Raw genomic sequence first — 19,104 nt, 5'->3', positions numbered from 1 at the left:
GCGGCCGTGGAGGTCGATGTGCGTTGGTTCATCTGCGCTTTGGCGCTCGTCATTGCTTCGGCCGCTCACGCCGAACCGCGCCGGATCGTGTCGCTCGATTATTGCGCCGACCAGTTCGTGCTCGCGCTCGCCGACCGGGCGCAGATCGCGGCGCTGTCGCGCGGTTCGCGGCGCGACGATTCCTACTATCGCGAGCGCGCTGCTGGCATCCGCCAGACGCGCGGCACGCTCGAAGAAACGCTGGCGCTGCAGCCCGATCTTGTCGTGCGCAACTGGGGCGGGCCTTGGGATGCGGAGCAGGTTTATGCGCGCTTCGGCGTGCCGGTGCTGCAAGTGGGCGATGCGCCGGATTTCGCAACCGCACGCGCCGATCTGATCGACGCTGCGCAGGCGATCGGCCAACCCGCGCGCGGGCGAGCGATCGCGCACGATCTTGATCTGCGGCTTGCGCGGCTCGCGGCGAACGCGCCTGAGAACGCGCCGCCGGTAATGTATCTCTCCGCCGCCGGCGCGGTGGCAGGCTCGGGCACGATGATGGACGCGGCGATCCGCGCCGCCGGCGGACGCAACGTGCGCACCGAGGCGAGCTGGGTCGTGCTGCCGCTCGAGCGCATGATCGAGACGCCGCCGGCGTTGATCGCGCTCGGTTTCTTCGATCACGGCCGCAACCGGGTGAATCCGTGGTTGCCTGCGCGTCATCCGGCCCTCCGCCGTGCGCTCGCCGATGCGCGCACCGTCTCTCTGCCGCTCGCCGCGATCAGTTGCGAGGCTTGGTTTGCGATCGACGCCGCCGAACGCATCAACGCCGCCCTCCGTGCATCATGAGCTTGCGCATCTCTCTCGCACTTGCCGCGCTCGGCATCGCGGCGCTCACCGCGGCTGTGTGGCTAGGTCCGACGCCGCTTGCCGACCCGTTCGCGAACGACGAGGCGACGCGCACGATCGTCTGGGACATCCGTTTTCCGCGGGCGCTGACGGCGTGGATCGTCGGCGCCGCGCTCGGCCTTTCCGGCGCTGCGCTGCAAGGGCTGCTGCGCAATCCGCTCGCCGATTCCGGCGTGCTCGGGCTTTCCGGCTTCGCCGCGTTGGGCGCGGTGGTCGCGTTTGCGTTCGGCGTTGCGCTGCTCGCCTCGCTCGCCGCGCTGGCCTTCGCTCTGATTGCAGCTTTCGCGGTGACGACGCTCGGCTGGTCGGCGCGCGGGCCAGCGAGCTTGGCGCTGATCGGCGTCGGGATTTCCAGCCTCGCCGGCGGCTTGATCGCGCTCGCGCTCAATCTCGCGCCCAATCCCGGCGCGCTGGCCGATCTCGTCAATTGGACGCTCGGCTCGGTGGAAGCCCGCTCGCTGAACGATGCGCTGCTCGCGGGCGCATTTCTGCTCGCCGGCGGCGCGCTCATCTTCTTCGCCGCGCGCGGCTTGCAGGCGCTGACGCTCGGCGAAGAAGCGGCCGCGGCGATCGGCGCCGATCTGCCGCGCACGCGGCTCTTGGTCGTGCTCGGCGCGGCAGCTTGCGCCGGCGGCGCGACGGCGGTCGCGGGCGTGATCGGCTTCGTCGGCGTCGCCGCGCCGCATCTGGTGCGCGCGTTCGCCGGGCACGATCCGGCGCGACTGCTGTTGCCGAGCGCGCTCGCCGGCGGCGCAATTCTAGTGCTTGCGGATATGGCTGTGCGGCTGTTGCCGACTGATACCGAACTCAAGCTCGGCGTCGCCGCCGCTTTGATCGGCGGCCCGGTGTTCGCACTGATCGCCGCACGATTGGCTTCGCGGGGAGGCGACGCATGAGCGCGCTGCTCGAACTCCACTCGGTCAGCGTCACGCTGCGCAATGTTGCGGCGCTGGACGGCGTTTCGCTGTGCGTTTCTCCTGGCGAGATCGTCGCGCTGCTCGGCCCTAATGGCGCGGGCAAGACCACGCTAATGCGCGCTGCAACAGGCGCGGTTCGCCACGAGGGACGCGTTGCGCTTTCCGGCGCCGATCCGCGCATGTTGAGCGCCCGTCAGCGCGCGTTGCGCGTCGCGTATCTGCCGCAGCGGCCGCAGTCGATTTGGCCGGTCAGCGTCGAAAGCCTCGTGGCGCTGGGCCGTTACGCGCACGGCGCCGCGCCCGATCGCTTGAGCCCGCGCGATCAAGCGGCTGTCGATGCGGCGATCGAAGCGTGTTCGCTCACGGCGCTGCGTACGCGCCGAATGGACGAGGTCTCCGGCGGCGAGAAGGCGCGCGCCCATCTCGCTCGCGCATTGGCGCAACAGGCGCCGCTTTTGATGTTGGACGAGCCAACGGCGGGGCTCGACCCGGCGCAGGCGCTCGGCGTCGCCGAGATCTTGCGCAAACATGCAGCGAACGGCGGCGGCGTGCTGTTGTCGACGCACGACATCGCTTTGGCCGCGTCCGCCGCCGATCGCGTGCTGCTGTTGCGGCAGGGACGCGCAATCGCCGAGGGCGCGCCGATCGAGGCGCTGACTCCGGCGGCGCTGGAGTCCGCCTATGGCCGAACCGGTGCTTTGATGCGCGTCGGTGAGAGCTATGTCGCGGCGTTCCACTAGAGGCGGAGCTCGCCGCTCTGAATTTGCGCGTAGAGCTCGCGCGTGATCGGGATGTATTGCTGCTCATCCGGGTGATCGAAATAGAGCGGCTGTTCGAGCTTGGCCGGATCGAAACCGTCGCGCACCAGATCGATCTTGCGATACTTGAACGTGCCGGTCGTCTCGATCGCCGGCTGCAGGCGAATGAAGAGCGGTCGCGCGTAAGCCGGCAGCTCGCGCACCAGATGATCGCGCAAGCCGTCGAGCGCGAAGCCTTCGCCCGGCGTGATCGCAACCATGCCGGCGCGGCCGTCGAGCCTGGCGATCTTGACTCCATAGACATTGGCTTCGTCGACGCCCGGATAGCGGGCGACGACTTCCGCCACTTCGGTGGTCGAGACATTCTCGCCTTTCCAGCGGAAGGTGTCGCCGATGCGGTCGACGAAATAGAAGTAGCCCGCCTTGTCCTGGCGCATCAGGTCGCCGGTGCGAAACCAGGCGTCGCCCGGCTCGATGACATCGCGCAGGATCTTGCGTTCGGATGCGGCCCTGTCGGCGTAACCCGTATAATTGTGCCGCGCATCATCCTTGATCAGGCCGACCGCCTCGCCGGCTTCGTCGGGTTCGCAGAGGATGCACAGGCCGTTCTCGCCGCGCACTGGCGTTTCGGTTTCGACGTCGAACCGCACCAGCCGCACTGCGAAATTGCGCTGCAGATAAGGCGGCACGCGCCCGATCGCGCCGGGCTGGCCGTCGAAGTTGAACATCGAGACGTTGCCCTCGGTGGAGCCGTAGAATTCGAGGATGTGTGGAACGGCGAAGCGCGGCTGGAATTCGGACCAAACCTCCGGCCGCAAACCGTTGCCAAAGGCGAGGCGAAGCGCGTGCGCGCGCTCTTTCGGATGCGGAGGCTGATTGACGAGATAGCGGCAGAGCTCGCCGATATAGACGAACATGGTGCAGCCGTGCTCGGCGATGTCGTCCCAGAAATGACTGGCGGAGAATTTCCGGCGCAGCACGACCGTGCCGCCTCTGAACAAGGCCGCGCCGACGCCACACAATCCGCCGGTCGCATGATAGAGCGGCAGCACGCAATAGAGCCGGTCTTCCGCCGTCGCCCTGGTCGAGCCGGCGAAACTGCGCATGTAGAGCTGCGCGCGCATGTGCGTGATCTTCGCCGCTTTCGGCAAGCCGGTGGTGCCCGAGGTGTAGATGTAGAGCGCGACGTCGCGCGATTTCAGCCCGGCCCGGCGCGAGGGCGGCGGCCGTTCCGGCGCCGCTTTTGGTGTTTTGAGATCGATCGCCTTGTGGGCGCTCTGGCCCGCTTCGCCGTCGATCAGCCAATAGGTGAGCGGCCGCGGCAAGCCGGCGCGAATTGTTTCGGCCGCCGGCGCCGTCTCGGAATCGGTGATGACGTGATCGGCGTTCGAGATCGAGAGGCAGTGCGCGAGCGCTGTTCCGGTCAGGTTGTTGTTGATCAGCGCAGCCGCGACGCCGATTTTCGCGAGCCCCATCCAGGCGGGCACGTATTCGGCGCGATTGGGCAGAAACAGCGCGACCGTATCGCCCGCCTTCAGGCCGAGCGCATCGCCCCAGGCGGCGAAGCGATTCGCGAGCGCATCGAGCTGGCGATAGGTGTAGCGTTCGCCCTCGAAGACAAGCGCGGTGTGGTCGGCGAATTTGTCGACGGCTTGCTCGAAATCGTCGCAGATGAGAACGTCCGAATCCGGATCGATCTTGCGGACGCTCCAGAGCGTGCGCGCGAGGCCATCCAGAAAACGCACTTCCCGCGCGAGCCGCGCAAACAGGTTCATCTGCCCCTCCGCGGCGAATCTAGCCGCGTTCCGCGCAATCCGAAATCGGCTGCAGCGTCACATCCTCTCCGCGATCGAATGCTCATGCGGCGAGAACGTCGCGCACGGCTTGCAAGAGCGCGTGTTCGTCGAACGGCTTGCGCAGCAAAGTCGGCCGCGAGGGCGAGGCTTCGATCGCATCTGCATCGGCGTAACCCGAAACGATCAGCACGCGCAGCCCCTCGACCTGCGCGCGGGCGCGTTCGCCGAGTTCGAGCCCGGTCATGCCCGGCATCGAATAGTCCGTCACCAGCAAAATCGGACGTTCCGACTCGAGCGCCTTCAGCGCATCGCCGGCATGGGCCGCTTCGGTGACCTTGAAGCCCGCATCGCGCAGCGCGTCGGCCATGAAGGACCGCACGCCGGGTTCGTCGTCGACAACGAGAATGCTGCGGCTCGCGCCGTCCGAGAGAGCGGAGTCCGGCTCTTCGTCGTCCTCGCGCTCGATGCGGCGCGGCGGCTCGGCCTGCGGCAGGATCATGCGCACGGTCGTCCCGCGGCCGACGACGCTGTCGATCTCCACCGAGCCGCCGGATTGCTGGGCGGCGCCAAATACTTGGCTGAGGCCCAGGCCCGTGCCCTTGCCGGCTGGCTTGGTGGTGAAGAACGGTTCGAGCGCGCGGTCGATCACGTCCTTCGGCATGCCCATGCCGGTGTCGCTGACGCTGAGCTCGATGCAGCCTTCGCGCGCCGACTTGCGGCTGGCAATCTCGATGCGGCCGCCGTTCGGCATGGCGTCGCGGGCGTTGATGACGAGATTGAGAATCGCGAGTTCGAGCTGGTTGGCGTCGCTTCGGACCCAGCGCCATTCCGGATCGAGGTGGATTTCGAGAGTCTGACCGGCTTCGATCGAGCGGCGCAGCAATTCTTCCATGCCCGGTGCGAGTTCGAGCAAGTCGACGGGCGCGAGCTCCATCTGTTTGCCGCGGGAAAACGCCAGCAATTGCTTGGTCAGCTTGTCCCCGCGTTTGGCGGATTCGAGCATGTGCTCGGCGATTTGGCGCTGCTTCGGATCGTCGATGCGCTTCAACAGCATGTTGAGGCCGCCAATGATCACGGTGAGCAGATTGTTGAAGTCGTGGGCGACGCCGCCGGTGAGCTGGCCGATGGCTTCGAGCTTTTGCGTCTGCGCCAAGCGCTCCTCCGCGGCGCGGCGCTGGGCGAGATCTCGCAGCGCCCAGGCGATCAGCAGTGCGGCGATCGAGAGCGCGAGCACGCCGCCGACGATCGAGGCGACAAGCGAATAGGTGCGCGGCCGATCGATCAGCGAGGAGGGAATGGCGATGTGGGCGGACCATCGGGTGAGCGGGGAAGTGTAGTAGGCGGTGTGATTGTCGAGACCTTCGTAGGTGCGGCCCTGATAGATGCCCCAAGCTTCGTCGCTGGCGACCGCATCGCGGAGAAATTGCGTGCCCGGCGCGCCGACGCGCTCGGCCTGATCGCGGCTGCGGACGATGAAATTGCCGCGCCGATCGACGAGGCCGCTGATCGCGCCGGCCGGCGTGTTGCGGCGCAGCGGCGCGAGAAACACGCGCGGTTCGAGCGCGACGGTGACGAGATAGCGGCCCGCGCTGCCGAACGGGTAGTGCAGATAGACGCACGGGCAGCCGTCGCCTTCGCGCACCACTTCGCCGGCGAGATGGCGCGGATCGCGGCGGGCGATGGCGGGCGCGATCGGGCGGCGCGACGAGGAATAGGGACGGGCGAGGCTGAAGACTTCGCGGCCGGCCTCCAGGTCCGAGACGATGACGTTGCGCCAATGCCGGTTGAGCGCGGCGATTTCGCGCGTGCGGGCGAAGGCCGCCGGCCAGTTGCGGCGCTCAAAATCGTCGGCGGTGGCGAGCACGCGCATCACGGCGAGATCGGAGCGGACCTGGGCGTCGACCAGATTGACGATCTGAGTCGCTTCGTTGAGCGTCCGCTGCTCGATCCGTTCGCGCTCGCCTTCGAGCGCCAGGACGAGCTGCAGCACGACCAGAACGACGATGGGCAGGGCCAAAGCCGCGCCCAGGAGCACGTAGGATCTCTGTGATTGGCTTGCCGGCAAACGTCCCTCGCGCGGCGAACTTAAGGGACAGCACGGGCGCCCGGCAACGTGGGAACTTTAGGCGTAGGCCCCGCCGGCGAATAGCGCGAGCGCGGGCAGCACGGCCACCAACCACGTGATCAAGCAGGCTTGCGGCTTCGACATGTTTCGTCCTCCGATGCTCTTCAGCGTGCGCCTTTGGTTTTGCCGCGGTGTTGCGCGTTCGTTTCGAGCTTAGGGCGATTTGAAGGCAGACTTGCGCGTGCGCGCGCGCCGGCGTTCGCCGCCGCTGTGCGGCGACGCCCGTGCAGTTGCGTTTGAAGCCGGTGCGGACAGCCTCAGCTGGAATCGGGCGCCAGCGGGGCCCAGCAGGCGGCGGCGCGGCTGGTGACGGCGTCGACGTCTTCGCGCGGGATCACGTGATGGGTGTCGGGCGTGTGCGCGAGGATGGCGGCGGCGCGCTGCGGCTGGCGCGCGAGGCGGCGCGCGAGTCGGCGCGCGTAGGGCGCGGGATCGTTGTAGGCGCGCAGCAGCGCTTCGCAGCGGAGCGCGAGCGGAAAGGCGTCGGGGAAGGCGCCGGCGGGCGATGAGGCCCCCGGCGCGTGCGTGCGGGGCGTCGCATGGCCGGCGGCGCGGCGGCCGCGATCGATGACGTGGAACGAGACGCGCCACGTTTCCGGCGCTTCGAGATGGAAGGCGTGCAGCTTGCGGACGCGGGCGCGCTTGACGCGTGCGCGCACGGGCGTCGGCGCGAGCTGCAAGGCCGCGGCTTCGATCAGCAGCAGACGACGCAGCAGCATTTCGCCGGCGCGGACCCAGCGGGCGATGGTCTCATACTCCTTGCGCCGGAAGCAGATGCGCTGGGCGATCTGGGCGGGGTCGCCGAACAAAGCGTGCAGCGCGATCAGGAAGGCGCGGGCGATGCGCCAGAGATCCAGCGGGGCTTTGCGTTCGGGTTCGGTGTCGGTCATGGGCGCAAGTATACGCCCGTTTCAAAGGGGGCGGATAAGAGCGGAGATATCCGGGGGATTGGCGCGCGCCGCTTGCGCGGCTCGCACCGCGTTTAGTGGGCGGAATCGCCGTCCGGGAAGGCGCCGGCGTGCTCCATGAAGCAACGGCCAGGGGGATTGAGCGCGGCCAAGAACGCGGATGCGTTCGCCTCGGCGAGGTCTTTGCTGACGAACCAATCGGGGCCGGCGTGGACGCCGGGAAAGATCGTGCCGAGGCGCCAGAGATCGAGCACGCGATAGACGCGGTAATAGTTGCGCCAGCGTTTCGCCGGCGGCGCTTGCGGGCGCGGCTTGGTTTCGAGCGCGAGCATGGGCGCAAGCGTGGGCGATGCGGAGGCGGAGTTCAAGCGCACCCCCAATCGATCGGAGGCTCAGTGGCGCGTTTCGGAGTCGCGCACGTCGAGGCGGTCGATTTCGAGATGGGCGATGCGCACGTGCTTGAAGCGGGCGTCGCGCACGGTGAGGCGGGCGATGGCGAGGGCGCCGACGGCGAGCGCGCCGACCGCGAAAGCGCCGAGCGCCAATGCGCCGACCGCGCCAGCGCCGAGCGCGGCGTGTCGCTGCGCCGTGACCTGCGGCGGGCGCGCATAGCGCGGCGCGGGCGTGACCGGCGCGTTGGGAATCTGCTCGGTCTCGGTGAAGGAGGGTTCGGTCGTGGCGGTCATGCGCGCTCTCCCGTGCGGGCTCGCTGGGGGAACGGCGGGTGCGGGATGCTGTTCCGGAGCGCGCGCCCTCGCGGGGGTCTCAGCGGCAGGGCGCGAGCGCGCGTGTGAGCGCTTCGTCCCACGCATAGACGTGGGTTTCGTCGCGGACTCGAACGCCGATGCGCGCTTGGGTTTGCGTCAGCGCGGCGATCAAAGCGGCTTTCTCCGGCGCTGCATCGGCGAGCTCGGCGTTGACGCTGGCGAGGCCCTCGTTGAACGAATTGGCGGCGAGGTCGATCGTTTGCGCCGCGGTGACGATGGTGAGCGTCACCGGCTGATCGGGCGCAAGCTCGTGCGCGGACATGATCTGCACCGCGCCGCTGCCGCCATTGCAGCTGACGGCGAACTGAAACTCCGATTGCGGCGCGCCGAAGCCGGCGGCGAAGACGCTTTCGTCGGCGCGGAAGAACCATTGACCGTCCGGGAGCGGCGCGGCGGCGAGCGCTGCAGCGTCCGCCGCGCTGGTCGGCGCGGCCGCGGCGCTTGGGCTTGGCGTTGGCGGCGCGGCGGGCGGCTCAGCGGCAGGCTGAGACGGCGGCGGCGCGGGGGTGCAGGCGGTGAGGGCGAGGGTGAGGGCGGCTGCGAGTGCGGCGCGCATGTGGGGCTCAGTCATGTTTCGTTGTTTTCGTCAGCGCTGACGTTCTGTTCGATATCCATCGCATCGTGAAGGACGCGGAGAATGTAGAGCCGCCGATCGTCGAAGCGAAACAGGATGAAGTGGCGCGGGTGCTTCGGCGCGGCGGCGCGCGTGCGCGCGTGACGAAGGTGAAAGAGGAAGTAGTTCGGCGGGAGGTCTTCGCGTTGCTGCACGCCTGCGCGTTTAGGGTCTTGCTGCAGCAATTTTTGCGCGCGGCGGATGATAGCGTCGTAGCGATGCCTGGCCGCTGCCCCGAAGTGTTCGCGCGACTCCGCAAGCGCGTTGCGGATGTCGGCTCGCGCTTGCGCAGCGACCTCGACGCGCCTCATTCAGCCGGCGTGCGCGCGGCGCCGTGCTTGGCTTCGAACTCGGCCTCCACCTCGGCGCTGATCTCATCCATCCATGCGTCGATGTCTTCGACGTCTTCGTAACGGCCGGCGGCGAGATCGTCCTCGGCGACCTGGATCGCCGCCTTGAGCGCTTCGACCTTGGCCGCGTGCGCCGCCTGCTCGGCCTTCAGCGCGCGCAGGCCCGCGCGCAGGACTTCGCTGGCGTTCTGAAACTGCCCGGACGCGACCTGCTCGGCGACATAGGCGTCGAGCGCGGGGGTGAGATTGATGTTGCGGGTGGCCATGAGGGGAGGATGGGGTGGTTGGCAAAAATTGGCAAGCTTGAACAAACACCGAACGTGGTAATGTAGGGATATGGAATCACCAAGTCGATTGCCCGCCGCCCTGGCGCAGCTTGACCGAGTTCTTAGCTTCTTCCCGCGCGTCGAGGGCAAGGCCTCATTCTTGTTTGCTATCAACCTTAGCTTGATCGCGACCGCGTTTGCCGCAGTGAGCTGGAAGTCATTTCAAACGCAACTCTTTGTAGGTTTGCTTCTGACTTTGGTGCTGCTTCTTTGCACGGCGAGCCTCATTTTTTTATACTTCGCTTACGCGCCCCACCTCAGTGCCGCGAAGAAGAAGTCGCTGCTGTATTTCCGAGATATTGCCAACCATGAGCCGGAAGAATTCGTGACGCAGTGGACAGAGTTGCAAGACAAGCAGCTTCTTGAGGACGCTTTGCATCAGGTTTGGCGGAACTGCGAGATTCTATCCAAGAAGTTCAGCGCCACCGAAGGCGCCTTCACACTCACTGCGTTCGCTGTGATCCCCTGGCTTGTGCTTCTCGTTACTGCCGTATTGGAGCGGCAATCATTTCAATTCGGGTCGTGAGATGGGCGTACTTCAAGACATTCAGAACGACGTGACGTCCACGGTGAGGCAGCAGTGGTCCATCGTTGATGGGCAAGTGGTACCCCAAAACGAGAATGTCGCGCTTGCAGGCGGCGCCAAGAAGATTGGGGCGGTGATGCTCTACGCTGACCTCGCAGACTCAACCAAAATTGCCATGTACGACAAGCAAATCGCGGCGAAACTGTTCAAGGCGTTTCTCGCTACGGCGGCGCGAGTTGTGCGAATGGAGGGGGGCGAAATACGAAGCTTTGATGGCGATCGTCTAATGGCGGTGTTTGTAGGCGACTACAAAAACACCAGCGCGGTGAAGGCATCGTTGAAGCTTAAGTATGCATTCGAAACGGTGGTCGTTCCAAAATTTCAATCGACCTACTTAGCTTTTCAGAACGGCACGTACCCTCTTGCGTACTCTTGCGGCATCGATGGCGGCGACGTCCTCGTTGTTCGGGGTGGGATTCGCAATAACAACGATCTGGTCTGGGTTGGCCGCGCTCCGAACGTCGCGGCGAAGCTCAGCACAATCCGTGAAAGTACTTATCGAACGTATATTACGGACAGCGTCTTTTCGATGATGCATGACGACGCGAAGTACGGGGGCAGCCCGCGACAGTTGATGTGGGAGCAACGGTCTTGGACTGGCGGGCCGGTCCCGACGATTTATCGGTCCAATTGGCGCTGGGATTTCACATAGACGGCTTGTCGCCCGCCTAAAATCTCCCTACCGCCATGCCGTGGTGCTTATCCCGCCATGCCGCACTCTTTTGAACTCTCTCCCTGCTTGGGAGGGAGAGGGTAGGGCGAGGGTGGAGAGCGAAGACTGGGAGCGCGGCGCTTCGCGACTCATGCGCGGCGGAGCCGCGCGCTCCAACTCCCAAAGATCAGCGCCGGCCCCTCACCCTGCCCTCTCCCGCACTGCGGGAGAGGGTTCTGGGGGTTCACATTCCGTGTGAGGTCAGTTCGCCGCTCGTGTCAGTGGAGCGGGCTTTGGCCGGTCTGTCGCCGCGACTGCCAGAGTTGTCGTGGGCGCGGTGCGCGACGCTTAAGTTCTTCGATCGTTTCCAGGAGGCGCTTGTTCTCCTGACGGACAAGCTCAAGGTCCTTATAAGCTTGCAGTTTGTCCTGCTTAGCCGCGGCAGTCGCGCCTGCCTCGTATCGTTCAACGACTTGCGTAAGTAGTTTCTCGAAATCTTTTCTCGGCGCCCGTGTGTGCATTGGCTCAAGCTCGAAGCCTTTCGCCAACAAATTCACCGCATTACGCCACGCCGCACATGCACCTTGTATACCCGATAACGCCATTCACCTCTCCGATTGCTGCCAACGGAGACATGGTTAACACAAAATTGAGTTGCAATGAGGGCGTCGCTTTTTGCGTAGCGTAGATTTCGTCGGCGCAGATCAAATCGCAACATCGATCTCCCCGCCGCCATCGCGAAACTTCGCACTCATCTCCTGCATTCCCGCTTCCCGCTCCGCTTTCGCCTTCGCGTAATCCCGCACGTCCTGCGTGATTTTCATCGAACAGAACTTTGGACCGCACATGCTGCAGAAGTGCGCCGTCTTGTGCGCGTCTTTTGGCAACGTTTCGTCGTGGAAGGCCCTCGCGGTGTCGGGGTCTAAGCCCAAGTTGAATTGGTCTTCCCAGCGGAATTCGAACCTCGCGCGGCTCAACGCGTCGTCGCGCAATCGCGCATACGGATGGCCCTTCGCCAAGTCGGCTGCGTGCGCAGCCAATTTGTAGGTGATGACGCCGGTTTTGACGTCGTCGCGGTCGGGGAGGCCCAAGTGCTCCTTGGGCGTGACGTAGCAGAGCATCGCGGTGCCGAACCAGCCGATCATGGCGGCGCCGATGGCTGAGGTGATGTGGTCGTAGCCGGGGGCGATGTCGGTGGTGAGGGGGCCGAGCGTGTAGAAGGGCGCCTCGCCGCAGACTTCGAGTTGTTTGTCCATATTCTCTTTGATCTTGTGCATCGGCACGTGGCCGGGGCCTTCGATCATCACTTGCACGCCGTGCGCCCACGCGATCTTGGTGAGTTCGCCGAGGGTTTCGAGTTCGGCGAATTGGGCGGCGTCGTTGGCGTCGGCGATCGAGCCGGGGCGGAGGCCATCGCCGAGCGAGAAGCTGACGTCGTAGGCGCGCATGATTTCGCAGATCTCGGCGAAGTGCGTGTAGAGGAAGCTCTCCTTGTGATGGGAGAGGCACCACTTGGCCATGATCGAGCCGCCGCGGCTGACGATGCCGGTGACGCGGTTGGCGGTGAGATGGATGAAGGGGAGGCGCACGCCGGCGTGGACGGTGAAATAGTCGACGCCTTGTTCGGCCTGTTCGATCAGCGTGTCTCTGTACACTTCCCAGCTGAGGTCTTCGGCGACGCCGCCGACTTTTTCGAGCGCCTGGTAGATCGGCACGGTGCCGATAGGGACGGGGCTGTTGCGGATGATCCAGTCGCGGATGTTGTGGATGTTGCGGCCGGTGGAGAGGTCCATCACCGTGTCGGCGCCGTGGCGGATGGCCCAGACCATTTTGTCGACTTCTTCGGCCATGGAGGAGGTGACGGCGCTGTTGCCGATATTGGCGTTGATCTTCACCAGGAAGTTGCGGCCGATGATCATCGGCTCGAGTTCGGCGTGATTGATGTTGGCCGGGATGATGGCGCGGCCGCGGGCGATTTCGGAGCGGACGAATTCGGGGGTGACGAAGTCGGGGATGGAGGCGCCGAAGGAGTCGCCGTCGCGTGCTCTAACAGCTCCCCCGTTTACGGGGGAGCTGTCACGCGCAGCGTGACTGAGGGGGCCGGTGCGCGCGACTGTCGGACTTCCCCCCTCCGCTTCGCTTCGCTCAGCACCTCCCCCGCTTGCGGGGGAGGAGTGAAGAGCTTCGCGGCGCATATTTTCGCGGATGGCGACGTATTCCATTTCCGGCGTGATGATGCCGCGGCGGGCGTAGTCGAGCTGGGTGACGCAGGCGTTGCCTTTGGCGCGGAGCACGCGGGGTTGTTGCGGGAAGGGCGGGGTGAGTTTTTCGGCGCTGACGTTGCCGTTGTCTTCCGGCTGCACGGCGCGGCCGGCGATCTCTTCGACATCGCCGCGCGCGCGCACCCAAGTCTCGCGGGTGCGGGCGAGGCCGGTGTTGATGTCGATCGCCGCGTCGGGATCGGTGTAGGGGCCGGAGGGATCGTAGATGGTGAGCGGCGGTTCGCCCGCGCTCGGATGCAGCGCCACTTCGCGGAACGGCACGCGCAGATCGGGATGCGCGCAGCCTGACGCGTACACTTTGCGCGAGCCTTGCAGCGGACCGGTGGTCACGGATGGCGCAAACGCGCCGCGGTTTTCGGGCTTATTCATAAGCTATGTCCTCCCTCCGCCGGTGCTAACCGGTTCAGGTTCGACGGGTCAGGACGCGTTACGTCCAATCTCAGCCGCTTCGGCGCGGCCCCCCGGGTTATGGATGCGTGTGATTTAGACCTCGCGCCAGCCCTTGGCAAACCAGCCGACGAAGGCGAGCCAAGCGCCGATCAGCAGCGCCATGGCGCCGGCGGCGATGACGCCCGGGCCGGCGTTGACGAACTGGAGCGCGAACTCGGCGAGCAAGTCAGGCGCCAGCATCAAGGTCACGCCGCGCACGATGGTCAGGAGGCCGAGCAGCGAGATGACGATCGCGGTGGCGGAGGTCCAGTGGTGGTGGCCGGCGAACAGCGCGCAGCCGCAGATCAGCGTGAAGATGCCGGTGACGAAAGCGAGCGGCCCGTCCTCGAGGATCGCCGGCATCAGCAGCGTGAGATCGTCGAAGCGGGCGATGACGATGGCGCCGATGATCAGCATCAGCGGCCCGATGAGCCGGGCGCAATAACGCGTGGCGGCGGCTTGGGCTTCGGTCATGGCGTCGTCTCCGTGGTGCGGGGTTCGATCCAGAGCGCTTCGCTGCGGGCGATGAGGGCGCCGTCGGCGTGATAGAGCGCGGCGGCGCCGCGGTGCTTGCGGCCGCTGGACTCGAGCGCCCAGGCGGCGACGATCAGCTCTGCGCCGGCGCGCGGGAGCGGAACGTCGATGTTGGCGGTGAGGCGCGCGAGCAAGGCAGGTTTGCCGGCGTGCGGCAGCGCCCAATAGCTCGGGCAATCGAGCGCGGCGTGGACGAATTCGGGACGGACGACGCCGTGTGCGTCGGCGAGATCGGCGCCCGGCGTCCAGGTGCAGGCGACCATGTCGCGCTGTTCGACCGGGCCGGTGAAGAGGTCGAGGCCGTCATGCCTGGGACGGCCGGGACCGCAGACGAAGCAGGTGGCGTAGCGATGGACGTGACGGCCAAGGTATCGCGTCGCGGCGGCGCGGGCTTCGTCGAGCGATGGCGCGGCGGGCGCGGCGAGATCGAAGCGCGCGACGGGCTTGGCTTCGCCGATCAGCGCATCGCCGTCTCGCAATGTGACGGCGCCGCCGTCGTCGCGGCTCAGCGTGAGCGCGTGCTCGAGCGGCGGCGGGGCGCGCAGCGTTGCTTCGCTGGGGCCGTCGATCAGATTGGCCATGAGGCCGCAGACGTAGCCGCCATTGCCGGAATTGGGCGGGCCGTTGAAGCGGGCGGCGATGGTGACGGTCTGCGTTTGCATGCGCGGCGGAGGCTAGAGGCGGGCGTTCGCGCGTCAAGCGGACTCCGGGCGCGCGCAGCGCCTTGATTTTGCCGCGCGGCGCGGGGAGAGGAGCGGCATGGGCTCGCCCGCCGATTATACGATCATCGTGCTCGTCGTGGCGCTCGGCGTCGCGGTGTGGACGCTGCTGGACCGCGTGGCTGAGCTGAAGCGCGATGTCGAGGCGCTGAAGAAGAAGCTCGGCGCGGGCGAAGAGCCGCCGCCGGCGCCGCCCGCTGCGTGATCACTCCGCCGCGCGCGGAGGTTCGACGGGGATGGGTGAATCGGGCGGCACAAGCTTGAGGTGTGGGAACGGGATGGCGATGCCGTTGGCGTCGAAGGCCAGCTTGATGCGCTTCAGATATTCGCGCTGAATCGTCCATTGCTGGCCGGGCGCGGTCTTGATCCGCGCTTTGAGGATGACGGCGGAATCGGCGAGGCGATCGACGCCGACAACTTCGATGTCATCGATCATCTTGGGGCCGAGTTCGGGCGCCTGTTGCAGCTCGGCGCCGATGTCGCGCATCAAATCGAGCGCGCGAGCGATGTCGGAATTGTAATCGATCGAGAGATCGAACACGGCGAAGCTGAAGCTCTTGGTCTTGTTGTGGATGACCATGGCCTCGCTGTAGGGAAAGATGTGGAGCGTGCCGTCGAAGTCTCTGAGCTTGATGGTGCGCAGCGACATGTCTTCGACCACGCCGCCGAACTCGGCGATGGTGACGATGTCGCCGATCGAGACGGTGTCTTCGAGGATGAGGAAGATGCCGGTGAGGAAGTCCTTCACCAAGGTCTGCGCGCCGAAGCCGATGGCGAGCCCGAGGACGCCAGCGCCGGCGATCAGCGGGCCGATGTCGACGCCGAACTGCGACAGCGTCAACATTACGGCGATGATGGCGACGAAGCTGGTGGCGACGCCTTTGAGCACCGGCGCCAGCGTGCGCAGTTGCGCGGCGCGGCGGAGATCGCTGGCGTGACGCGCGCCGCGGTGCAGCGAGCGGGTGATGACGAAGCCGAACACTTCGACCGCCGCCAGCGCGAACATGATGATGAAGCCGGCGCGCCAGAACACGCCGAGAATCGCCCCGAGCGCGCCGGTGCGGACGTCGAAGCCCCAGATGTTGAGGATCATGGCGACGGCGACGATGCCGATGACGAAGCGCGCGGCGATCATGGTCCAGCCGCCGACATGGCGGCGCGCTTCCTTGCCTTGCTCGGTCGCCTTGTCGTGCTTGGGCGAAAGCCAGCGGGCGGCGAGACGAAGGCCAAAGCGCAACAGCCAAAGCAGAGCGAGCGCGCCGAGCAGAATGCCGGCGGTCCAGGCGAGCGCGACGGCGATGTCCGGGCCGCTCATCGAGGCAAGCTTGGCGGCGAAGCGGCGCGCTTCGGCTTCGAGCGCTTCGGCGGTGATGACGGGTTCGATAATGGGTGCGAGATCTGGTGTGGCGGTCATGAAGAGGTCTATTTAGGGCGTGAGGACGGCGCTTCGAGTTCCGCGTGCGGCCTTGGGCGCGCGAACGCAAGCGCGATCCAGCCGGCGATCAGCGTCATTCCCCCGATGGGGGCAAGCATGGCGAAGCTGCGCGCCTGTGTGAGCGAGAGCGCATAGAGCGCGCTGGAGAAGATCGCGGCGCCTGCAAGGATCATCGCGCCGGCGATGAGGTTCAGCTTGCCGCTGCGCTGGGCGACCGCCAGCGCCGCCGCGGCGGCGGTGAGCTGGATGAAGGCGGCGAGCTGCATGCGGTCCGCGTCGGGCCCGGCCAACTGCAGCGCATGCGCGACGAGCACGAGCATGATGAGCGCGAATGCGCCGGAAAGCGCGGCGAAGACGTTGAGCAGGCGCATGGGCGTTCCTATCTTTGCCGCATTGTCGGCGCGGGGGCGGCCGGCGGTCCAGCACAAACAGGAGCGGCGCGATGCAGCAGAAGCGAGAACTCGGGCAAAGCGGACTTGCGATCGCGCCTTTGATGCTGGGCGGCAACGTGTTCGGCTGGACGGCGGACGAGCGCGTCTCGCACGCGGTGCTGGACGCCTTCGTGGACATGGGCGGCGACGCCATCGACACGGCAGACGTCTATTCGAATTGGGCGCCGGGCCATGCCGGCGGCGAAAGCGAACGCGTGATCGGTTCGTGGCTGAAGGCGAGCGGCAAGCGCGAGCGCGTCGTGATCGCAACCAAGGTGGGGATGTGGGACAAGAGGCTCGGCATCCGCCGCGAGAACATCCTGGCGGCATGCGATGATTCGCTGTCGCGGCTCGGGGTCGAGGCGATCGACCTTTACCAGCTGCATCGCGACGACAAGGAAACGCCGCCAGAGGAGTTCGTCGGCGCGCTGAAGGCGCTGCATCAGGGGGGCAAGGTGCGGGCGGTTGGCTTGTCCAACTTCGAGCCGGCGCGGCTCGAGGCGGCGATCGCGGAAGGCAAGCGCCAGGGTTTGCCGATCGCGACGCTGCAGCCCGAATACAATCTCATGAACCGCGCCATCGAAGCGGAGCTGATGCCGATCTGCGTGCGCGAGAAGGTGTCGCTGATCCCGTTCTACGGGCTCGCGAGCGGCTATCTCACCGGCAAGTATCGGACTGAGGCGGACAAGGCCAAGAGCCTGCGCGGCGGGCGCATGGACAAATACATGCAAGGCAAAGGCCCCACGGTGCTGGCGGCGTTGGATGAGGTGAGCGCGCGCCATGGCGCGACGCCGGCGCAAGTCGCTCTGGCCTGGATCATGGCCAAGCCCGCGGTCGCCGCGCCGATCGCGAGCGCGACCAGCGTTGAACAATTGCGTGAGCTGCTGGGCGCGCTGCGGCTGGAGCTGAGCGGCGACGACGTTGCAGCGCTAGATCGCGCTAGCGCTTAAGGCGCTGGTGCGGGAGCGGGCGCAGTCGCAGCCGGGAGCGTGTAGTCGACGACGGCGCCTGGGCCGAGCGGCAGGTCGAGATAGACCCAGGCGAAGGTGAGGCCGACGCCGACGATCAGGATCCAAAGCGAATAGGGCAGCATCGCCGCGGTAAGACTGCCAAGTCCGAAATCGACGCGCCATCGCTGGCAGAAGGTCAGCACCAGCGGGAAGTAGACCATTAGCGGCGTTATGATGTTGGTGGCGCCGTCGCCGACGCGATAAGCGGCGGTGGTCATTTCGGGGCTGACGCCCAGGAGCATCATCATCGGCACCAGCACCGGCGCGAGCAGCGCCCATTTGGCGCTGGCGGAGCCGACGAGAAGATTGATGCCAGCGGTGAAGACGACGATCAGCACGAGCAGCGCCGGCAAAGGCAGGCCGGAGCCTTCGATCGCATCGGCGCCTTGCACGGCGAAGATGAGGCCGAGGTTCGACCAGTTGAACATCGCCACGAAGTGCGCGGCGGCGAAGGCGAGCACGAGATAGTAAGCGAGGTCGCCCATCGCGCCCGCCATCATCTTCACCGCGTCGCGATGGTTCTTGACCGTTCCGGCGGCGGCGCCGAAGGCCCAGCCGGCGGCGAGGAAGAGGATGAAGAAGCCGGCCACGAGCGATTGGTAGAACGGAGTCAGGCGCGCTTGCGCGAGTTCAGCTTCTTCGTCGATCAGCGGCGTGCCCGGGCCGAGCGTGAAGAAGGCCCAGAGCCCGACCACCAGCAGCGACGCGATCAGCGCGCGGCCGAGTCCTTTCTTCTCGCCCGCGCTGAGCGGCGCATTGGCGTCGCCGACATTCTTCATCGCTTCGCCGTCCGGCGCGCTGTAACGCTTGAGGCGCGGTTCGATGATCGCGTCGGTGACGAACCAGATCACCGGCAGGAAGACGACCAGCATCGCGGCGATGAAGTACCAATTGCCGGCGATGTTGGCGTCCCAGGCGGGCACGATCTGCTCGACTGACGCTTCGGTGATGCCGAACAGCAATGCATCGAGCTGGCCGGGAAGGAGATTCGCCGAGAAGCCGCCGGAGACGCCAGCGAACGCGGCGGCGATGCCGGCGACCGGATGGCGCCCGGCAGCGGCGTAGAGCACGCCCGCGAGCGGGATCAGCACGACATAGGCGGCGTCGGCTGCAAGGTTGCCCATCATGCCGACGAAGGCGACGGCGGGCGTCAGCAGGAATTTCGGCGCATCGCGTACGCCGGCGCGCATCGCGGCTGCGAAGAAGCCGGAGCGCTCGGCGACGCCGGCGCCGAGCATGACCACGAGCACGTAGCCGAGCGGATGGAAATGCGTGAACGTCTCGGGCATGTCGACCCAGAGGCGCTGAATGTTCTCCGGCGCAAGAATGCTGACGGCGCGGATGATGACCGGAGCGCCGCTTTCATCCGTTTCGGTCGGGTGCGGCGCCGAATAGCCGAGGCCGGCGGCGATGGCCGAGCCGACGATCAGGATGGCGATGAGCCAAAAGAAGATGAATACCGGATCGGGCAGCTTGTTGCCCGCGCGTTCGATCCAGCCGAGAAAGCCCTTCGCCGCAGCCTGATCCGCCATGCCAGCCCCTGCCGCAAAACCTTACGGCGGTTGTCGAGGAAAATGGCGC

Annotated in this window: 21 protein-coding genes and 1 riboswitch; of the genes, 7 read left to right on the top strand and 14 right to left on the bottom strand. The window is 66.3% G+C overall.

The genetic code is table 11. The features are described 5' to 3' along the window. The first annotated feature begins 18 nt into the window (after window positions 1–18). Genes VEA80_RS14325 through VEA80_RS14315 form a run of 3 tightly spaced genes read left to right on the top strand, consistent with a single transcriptional unit; the run spans window position 19 to window position 2,542 of the window. Window positions 19–825 (top strand): ABC transporter substrate-binding protein, encoded by an 807-nt coding sequence (locus VEA80_RS14325; RefSeq protein WP_325061440.1) that lies wholly within the window; start codon window positions 19–21, stop codon window positions 823–825. Next, a complete protein-coding gene (locus VEA80_RS14320; protein ID WP_325061439.1) occupies window positions 822–1,781 on the top strand; it encodes an iron ABC transporter permease in 960 nt (319 codons plus the stop codon). Before VEA80_RS14325 ends, VEA80_RS14320 begins: the two co-directional genes overlap by 4 nt. Then, entirely contained in the window at window positions 1,778–2,542 is a 765-nt protein-coding gene (locus VEA80_RS14315; RefSeq protein WP_325061438.1) for an ABC transporter ATP-binding protein, read from the top strand. The genes VEA80_RS14320 and VEA80_RS14315 overlap by 4 nt, the downstream gene beginning before the upstream one ends. Here the strand turns inward: VEA80_RS14315 and VEA80_RS14310 are convergent. From VEA80_RS14310 to VEA80_RS14275, 8 genes are all read right to left on the bottom strand, one after another. Continuing rightward, window positions 2,539–4,335, bottom strand: a complete 1,797-nt coding sequence (locus VEA80_RS14310; RefSeq protein WP_325061437.1) for a long-chain-acyl-CoA synthetase — start codon at window positions 4,333–4,335, stop codon at window positions 2,539–2,541. The two genes, VEA80_RS14315 and VEA80_RS14310, sit on opposite strands and share 4 nt — an antisense overlap. A gap of 82 nt (window positions 4,336–4,417) precedes the next feature. Beyond that, entirely contained in the window at window positions 4,418–6,391 is a 1,974-nt protein-coding gene (locus VEA80_RS14305) for an ATP-binding protein (RefSeq protein ID WP_325061436.1), read from the bottom strand. Between the two features lie 347 nt (window positions 6,392–6,738). Further along, complete coding sequence (locus tag VEA80_RS14300; RefSeq protein WP_325061435.1) at window positions 6,739–7,371, bottom strand: hypothetical protein; 633 nt, start codon at window positions 7,369–7,371, stop codon at window positions 6,739–6,741. A 92-nt stretch (window positions 7,372–7,463) separates the two neighbouring features. Then, entirely contained in the window at window positions 7,464–7,721 is a 258-nt protein-coding gene (locus tag VEA80_RS14295) for a hypothetical protein (RefSeq protein WP_325061434.1), read from the bottom strand. A 60-nt stretch (window positions 7,722–7,781) separates the two neighbouring features. Continuing rightward, window positions 7,782–8,075 (bottom strand): hypothetical protein, encoded by a 294-nt coding sequence (locus VEA80_RS14290; RefSeq protein WP_325061433.1) that lies wholly within the window; start codon window positions 8,073–8,075, stop codon window positions 7,782–7,784. A 79-nt stretch (window positions 8,076–8,154) separates the two neighbouring features. Beyond that, window positions 8,155–8,727, bottom strand: coding sequence for a hypothetical protein (locus VEA80_RS14285; RefSeq protein WP_325061432.1), 573 nt, complete (start codon window positions 8,725–8,727; stop codon window positions 8,155–8,157). Beyond that, on the bottom strand, window positions 8,724–9,080 hold the full coding sequence (locus VEA80_RS14280; RefSeq protein ID WP_325061431.1) for a type II toxin-antitoxin system RelE/ParE family toxin: 357 nt from the start codon (window positions 9,078–9,080) through the stop codon (window positions 8,724–8,726). The genes VEA80_RS14285 and VEA80_RS14280 overlap by 4 nt, the downstream gene beginning before the upstream one ends. Next, complete coding sequence (locus VEA80_RS14275) at window positions 9,077–9,385, bottom strand: type II toxin-antitoxin system ParD family antitoxin (RefSeq protein WP_325061430.1); 309 nt, start codon at window positions 9,383–9,385, stop codon at window positions 9,077–9,079. The genes VEA80_RS14280 and VEA80_RS14275 overlap by 4 nt, the downstream gene beginning before the upstream one ends. Window positions 9,386–9,473: 88 nt before the next feature. Between VEA80_RS14275 and VEA80_RS14270 the strand changes: the two genes are divergently transcribed. Together VEA80_RS14270 and VEA80_RS14265 are read left to right on the top strand one after the other, a co-directional pair. Continuing rightward, complete coding sequence (locus VEA80_RS14270; RefSeq protein WP_325061429.1) at window positions 9,474–9,971, top strand: Pycsar system effector family protein; 498 nt, start codon at window positions 9,474–9,476, stop codon at window positions 9,969–9,971. Between the two features lies 1 nt (window position 9,972). Continuing rightward, window positions 9,973–10,683 (top strand): hypothetical protein, encoded by a 711-nt coding sequence (locus tag VEA80_RS14265; RefSeq protein WP_325061428.1) that lies wholly within the window; start codon window positions 9,973–9,975, stop codon window positions 10,681–10,683. A 704-nt stretch (window positions 10,684–11,387) separates the two neighbouring features. Here the strand turns inward: VEA80_RS14265 and thiC are convergent. The 3 genes from thiC to VEA80_RS14250 form a co-directional block, all read right to left on the bottom strand. Further along, entirely contained in the window at window positions 11,388–13,334 is a 1,947-nt protein-coding gene (thiC, locus tag VEA80_RS14260; protein WP_325061427.1) for a phosphomethylpyrimidine synthase ThiC, read from the bottom strand. Then, window positions 13,329–13,439: riboswitch (TPP riboswitch) on the bottom strand. Its footprint overlaps the gene before it by 6 nt. A 9-nt stretch (window positions 13,440–13,448) precedes the next feature. Beyond that, on the bottom strand, window positions 13,449–13,868 hold the full coding sequence (locus VEA80_RS14255; protein WP_325061426.1) for a hypothetical protein: 420 nt from the start codon (window positions 13,866–13,868) through the stop codon (window positions 13,449–13,451). Then, the gene (locus VEA80_RS14250) at window positions 13,865–14,590 is read right to left on the bottom strand and encodes a hypothetical protein (protein WP_325061425.1); all 726 of its coding nucleotides are present in this window, start codon (window positions 14,588–14,590) and stop codon (window positions 13,865–13,867) included. The genes VEA80_RS14255 and VEA80_RS14250 overlap by 4 nt, the downstream gene beginning before the upstream one ends. Window positions 14,591–14,687: 97 nt before the next feature. On the opposite strand from VEA80_RS14250, the gene VEA80_RS14245 reads away from it, so the two are divergent. Further along, window positions 14,688–14,852, top strand: a complete 165-nt coding sequence (locus VEA80_RS14245) for a hypothetical protein (protein ID WP_325061424.1) — start codon at window positions 14,688–14,690, stop codon at window positions 14,850–14,852. Here VEA80_RS14245 and VEA80_RS14240 read toward each other — a convergent pair whose 3' ends face one another. Continuing rightward, on the bottom strand, window positions 14,853–16,061 hold the full coding sequence (locus VEA80_RS14240) for a mechanosensitive ion channel family protein (RefSeq protein ID WP_325061423.1): 1,209 nt from the start codon (window positions 16,059–16,061) through the stop codon (window positions 14,853–14,855). It lies immediately after the preceding gene. 8 nt (window positions 16,062–16,069) lie between these two features. Beyond that, window positions 16,070–16,453, bottom strand: a complete 384-nt coding sequence (locus tag VEA80_RS14235) for a DUF423 domain-containing protein (RefSeq protein WP_325061422.1) — start codon at window positions 16,451–16,453, stop codon at window positions 16,070–16,072. A 71-nt stretch (window positions 16,454–16,524) separates the two neighbouring features. Here VEA80_RS14235 and VEA80_RS14230 point away from each other — a divergent pair, with 71 nt between their 5' ends. Continuing rightward, entirely contained in the window at window positions 16,525–17,463 is a 939-nt protein-coding gene (locus VEA80_RS14230; protein ID WP_325061421.1) for an aldo/keto reductase, read from the top strand. Here VEA80_RS14230 and VEA80_RS14225 read toward each other — a convergent pair. Further along, window positions 17,460–19,055 carry an AbgT family transporter gene (locus VEA80_RS14225; protein WP_325061420.1) on the bottom strand — a complete coding sequence of 532 codons (1,596 nt, stop codon included), beginning with the start codon at window positions 19,053–19,055 and terminating at the stop codon, window positions 17,460–17,462. The genes VEA80_RS14230 and VEA80_RS14225 overlap by 4 nt on opposite strands. Window positions 19,056–19,104 lie beyond the last annotated feature (49 nt).

It is taken from the genome of Vitreimonas sp., assembly GCF_035627415.1.
Classification (GTDB): Bacteria; Pseudomonadota; Alphaproteobacteria; order Caulobacterales; family Aquidulcibacteraceae; genus Vitreimonas.
Note: the sequence above shows the minus strand (reverse complement) of the source record. Positions and strands in the feature narration are given on the sequence as shown.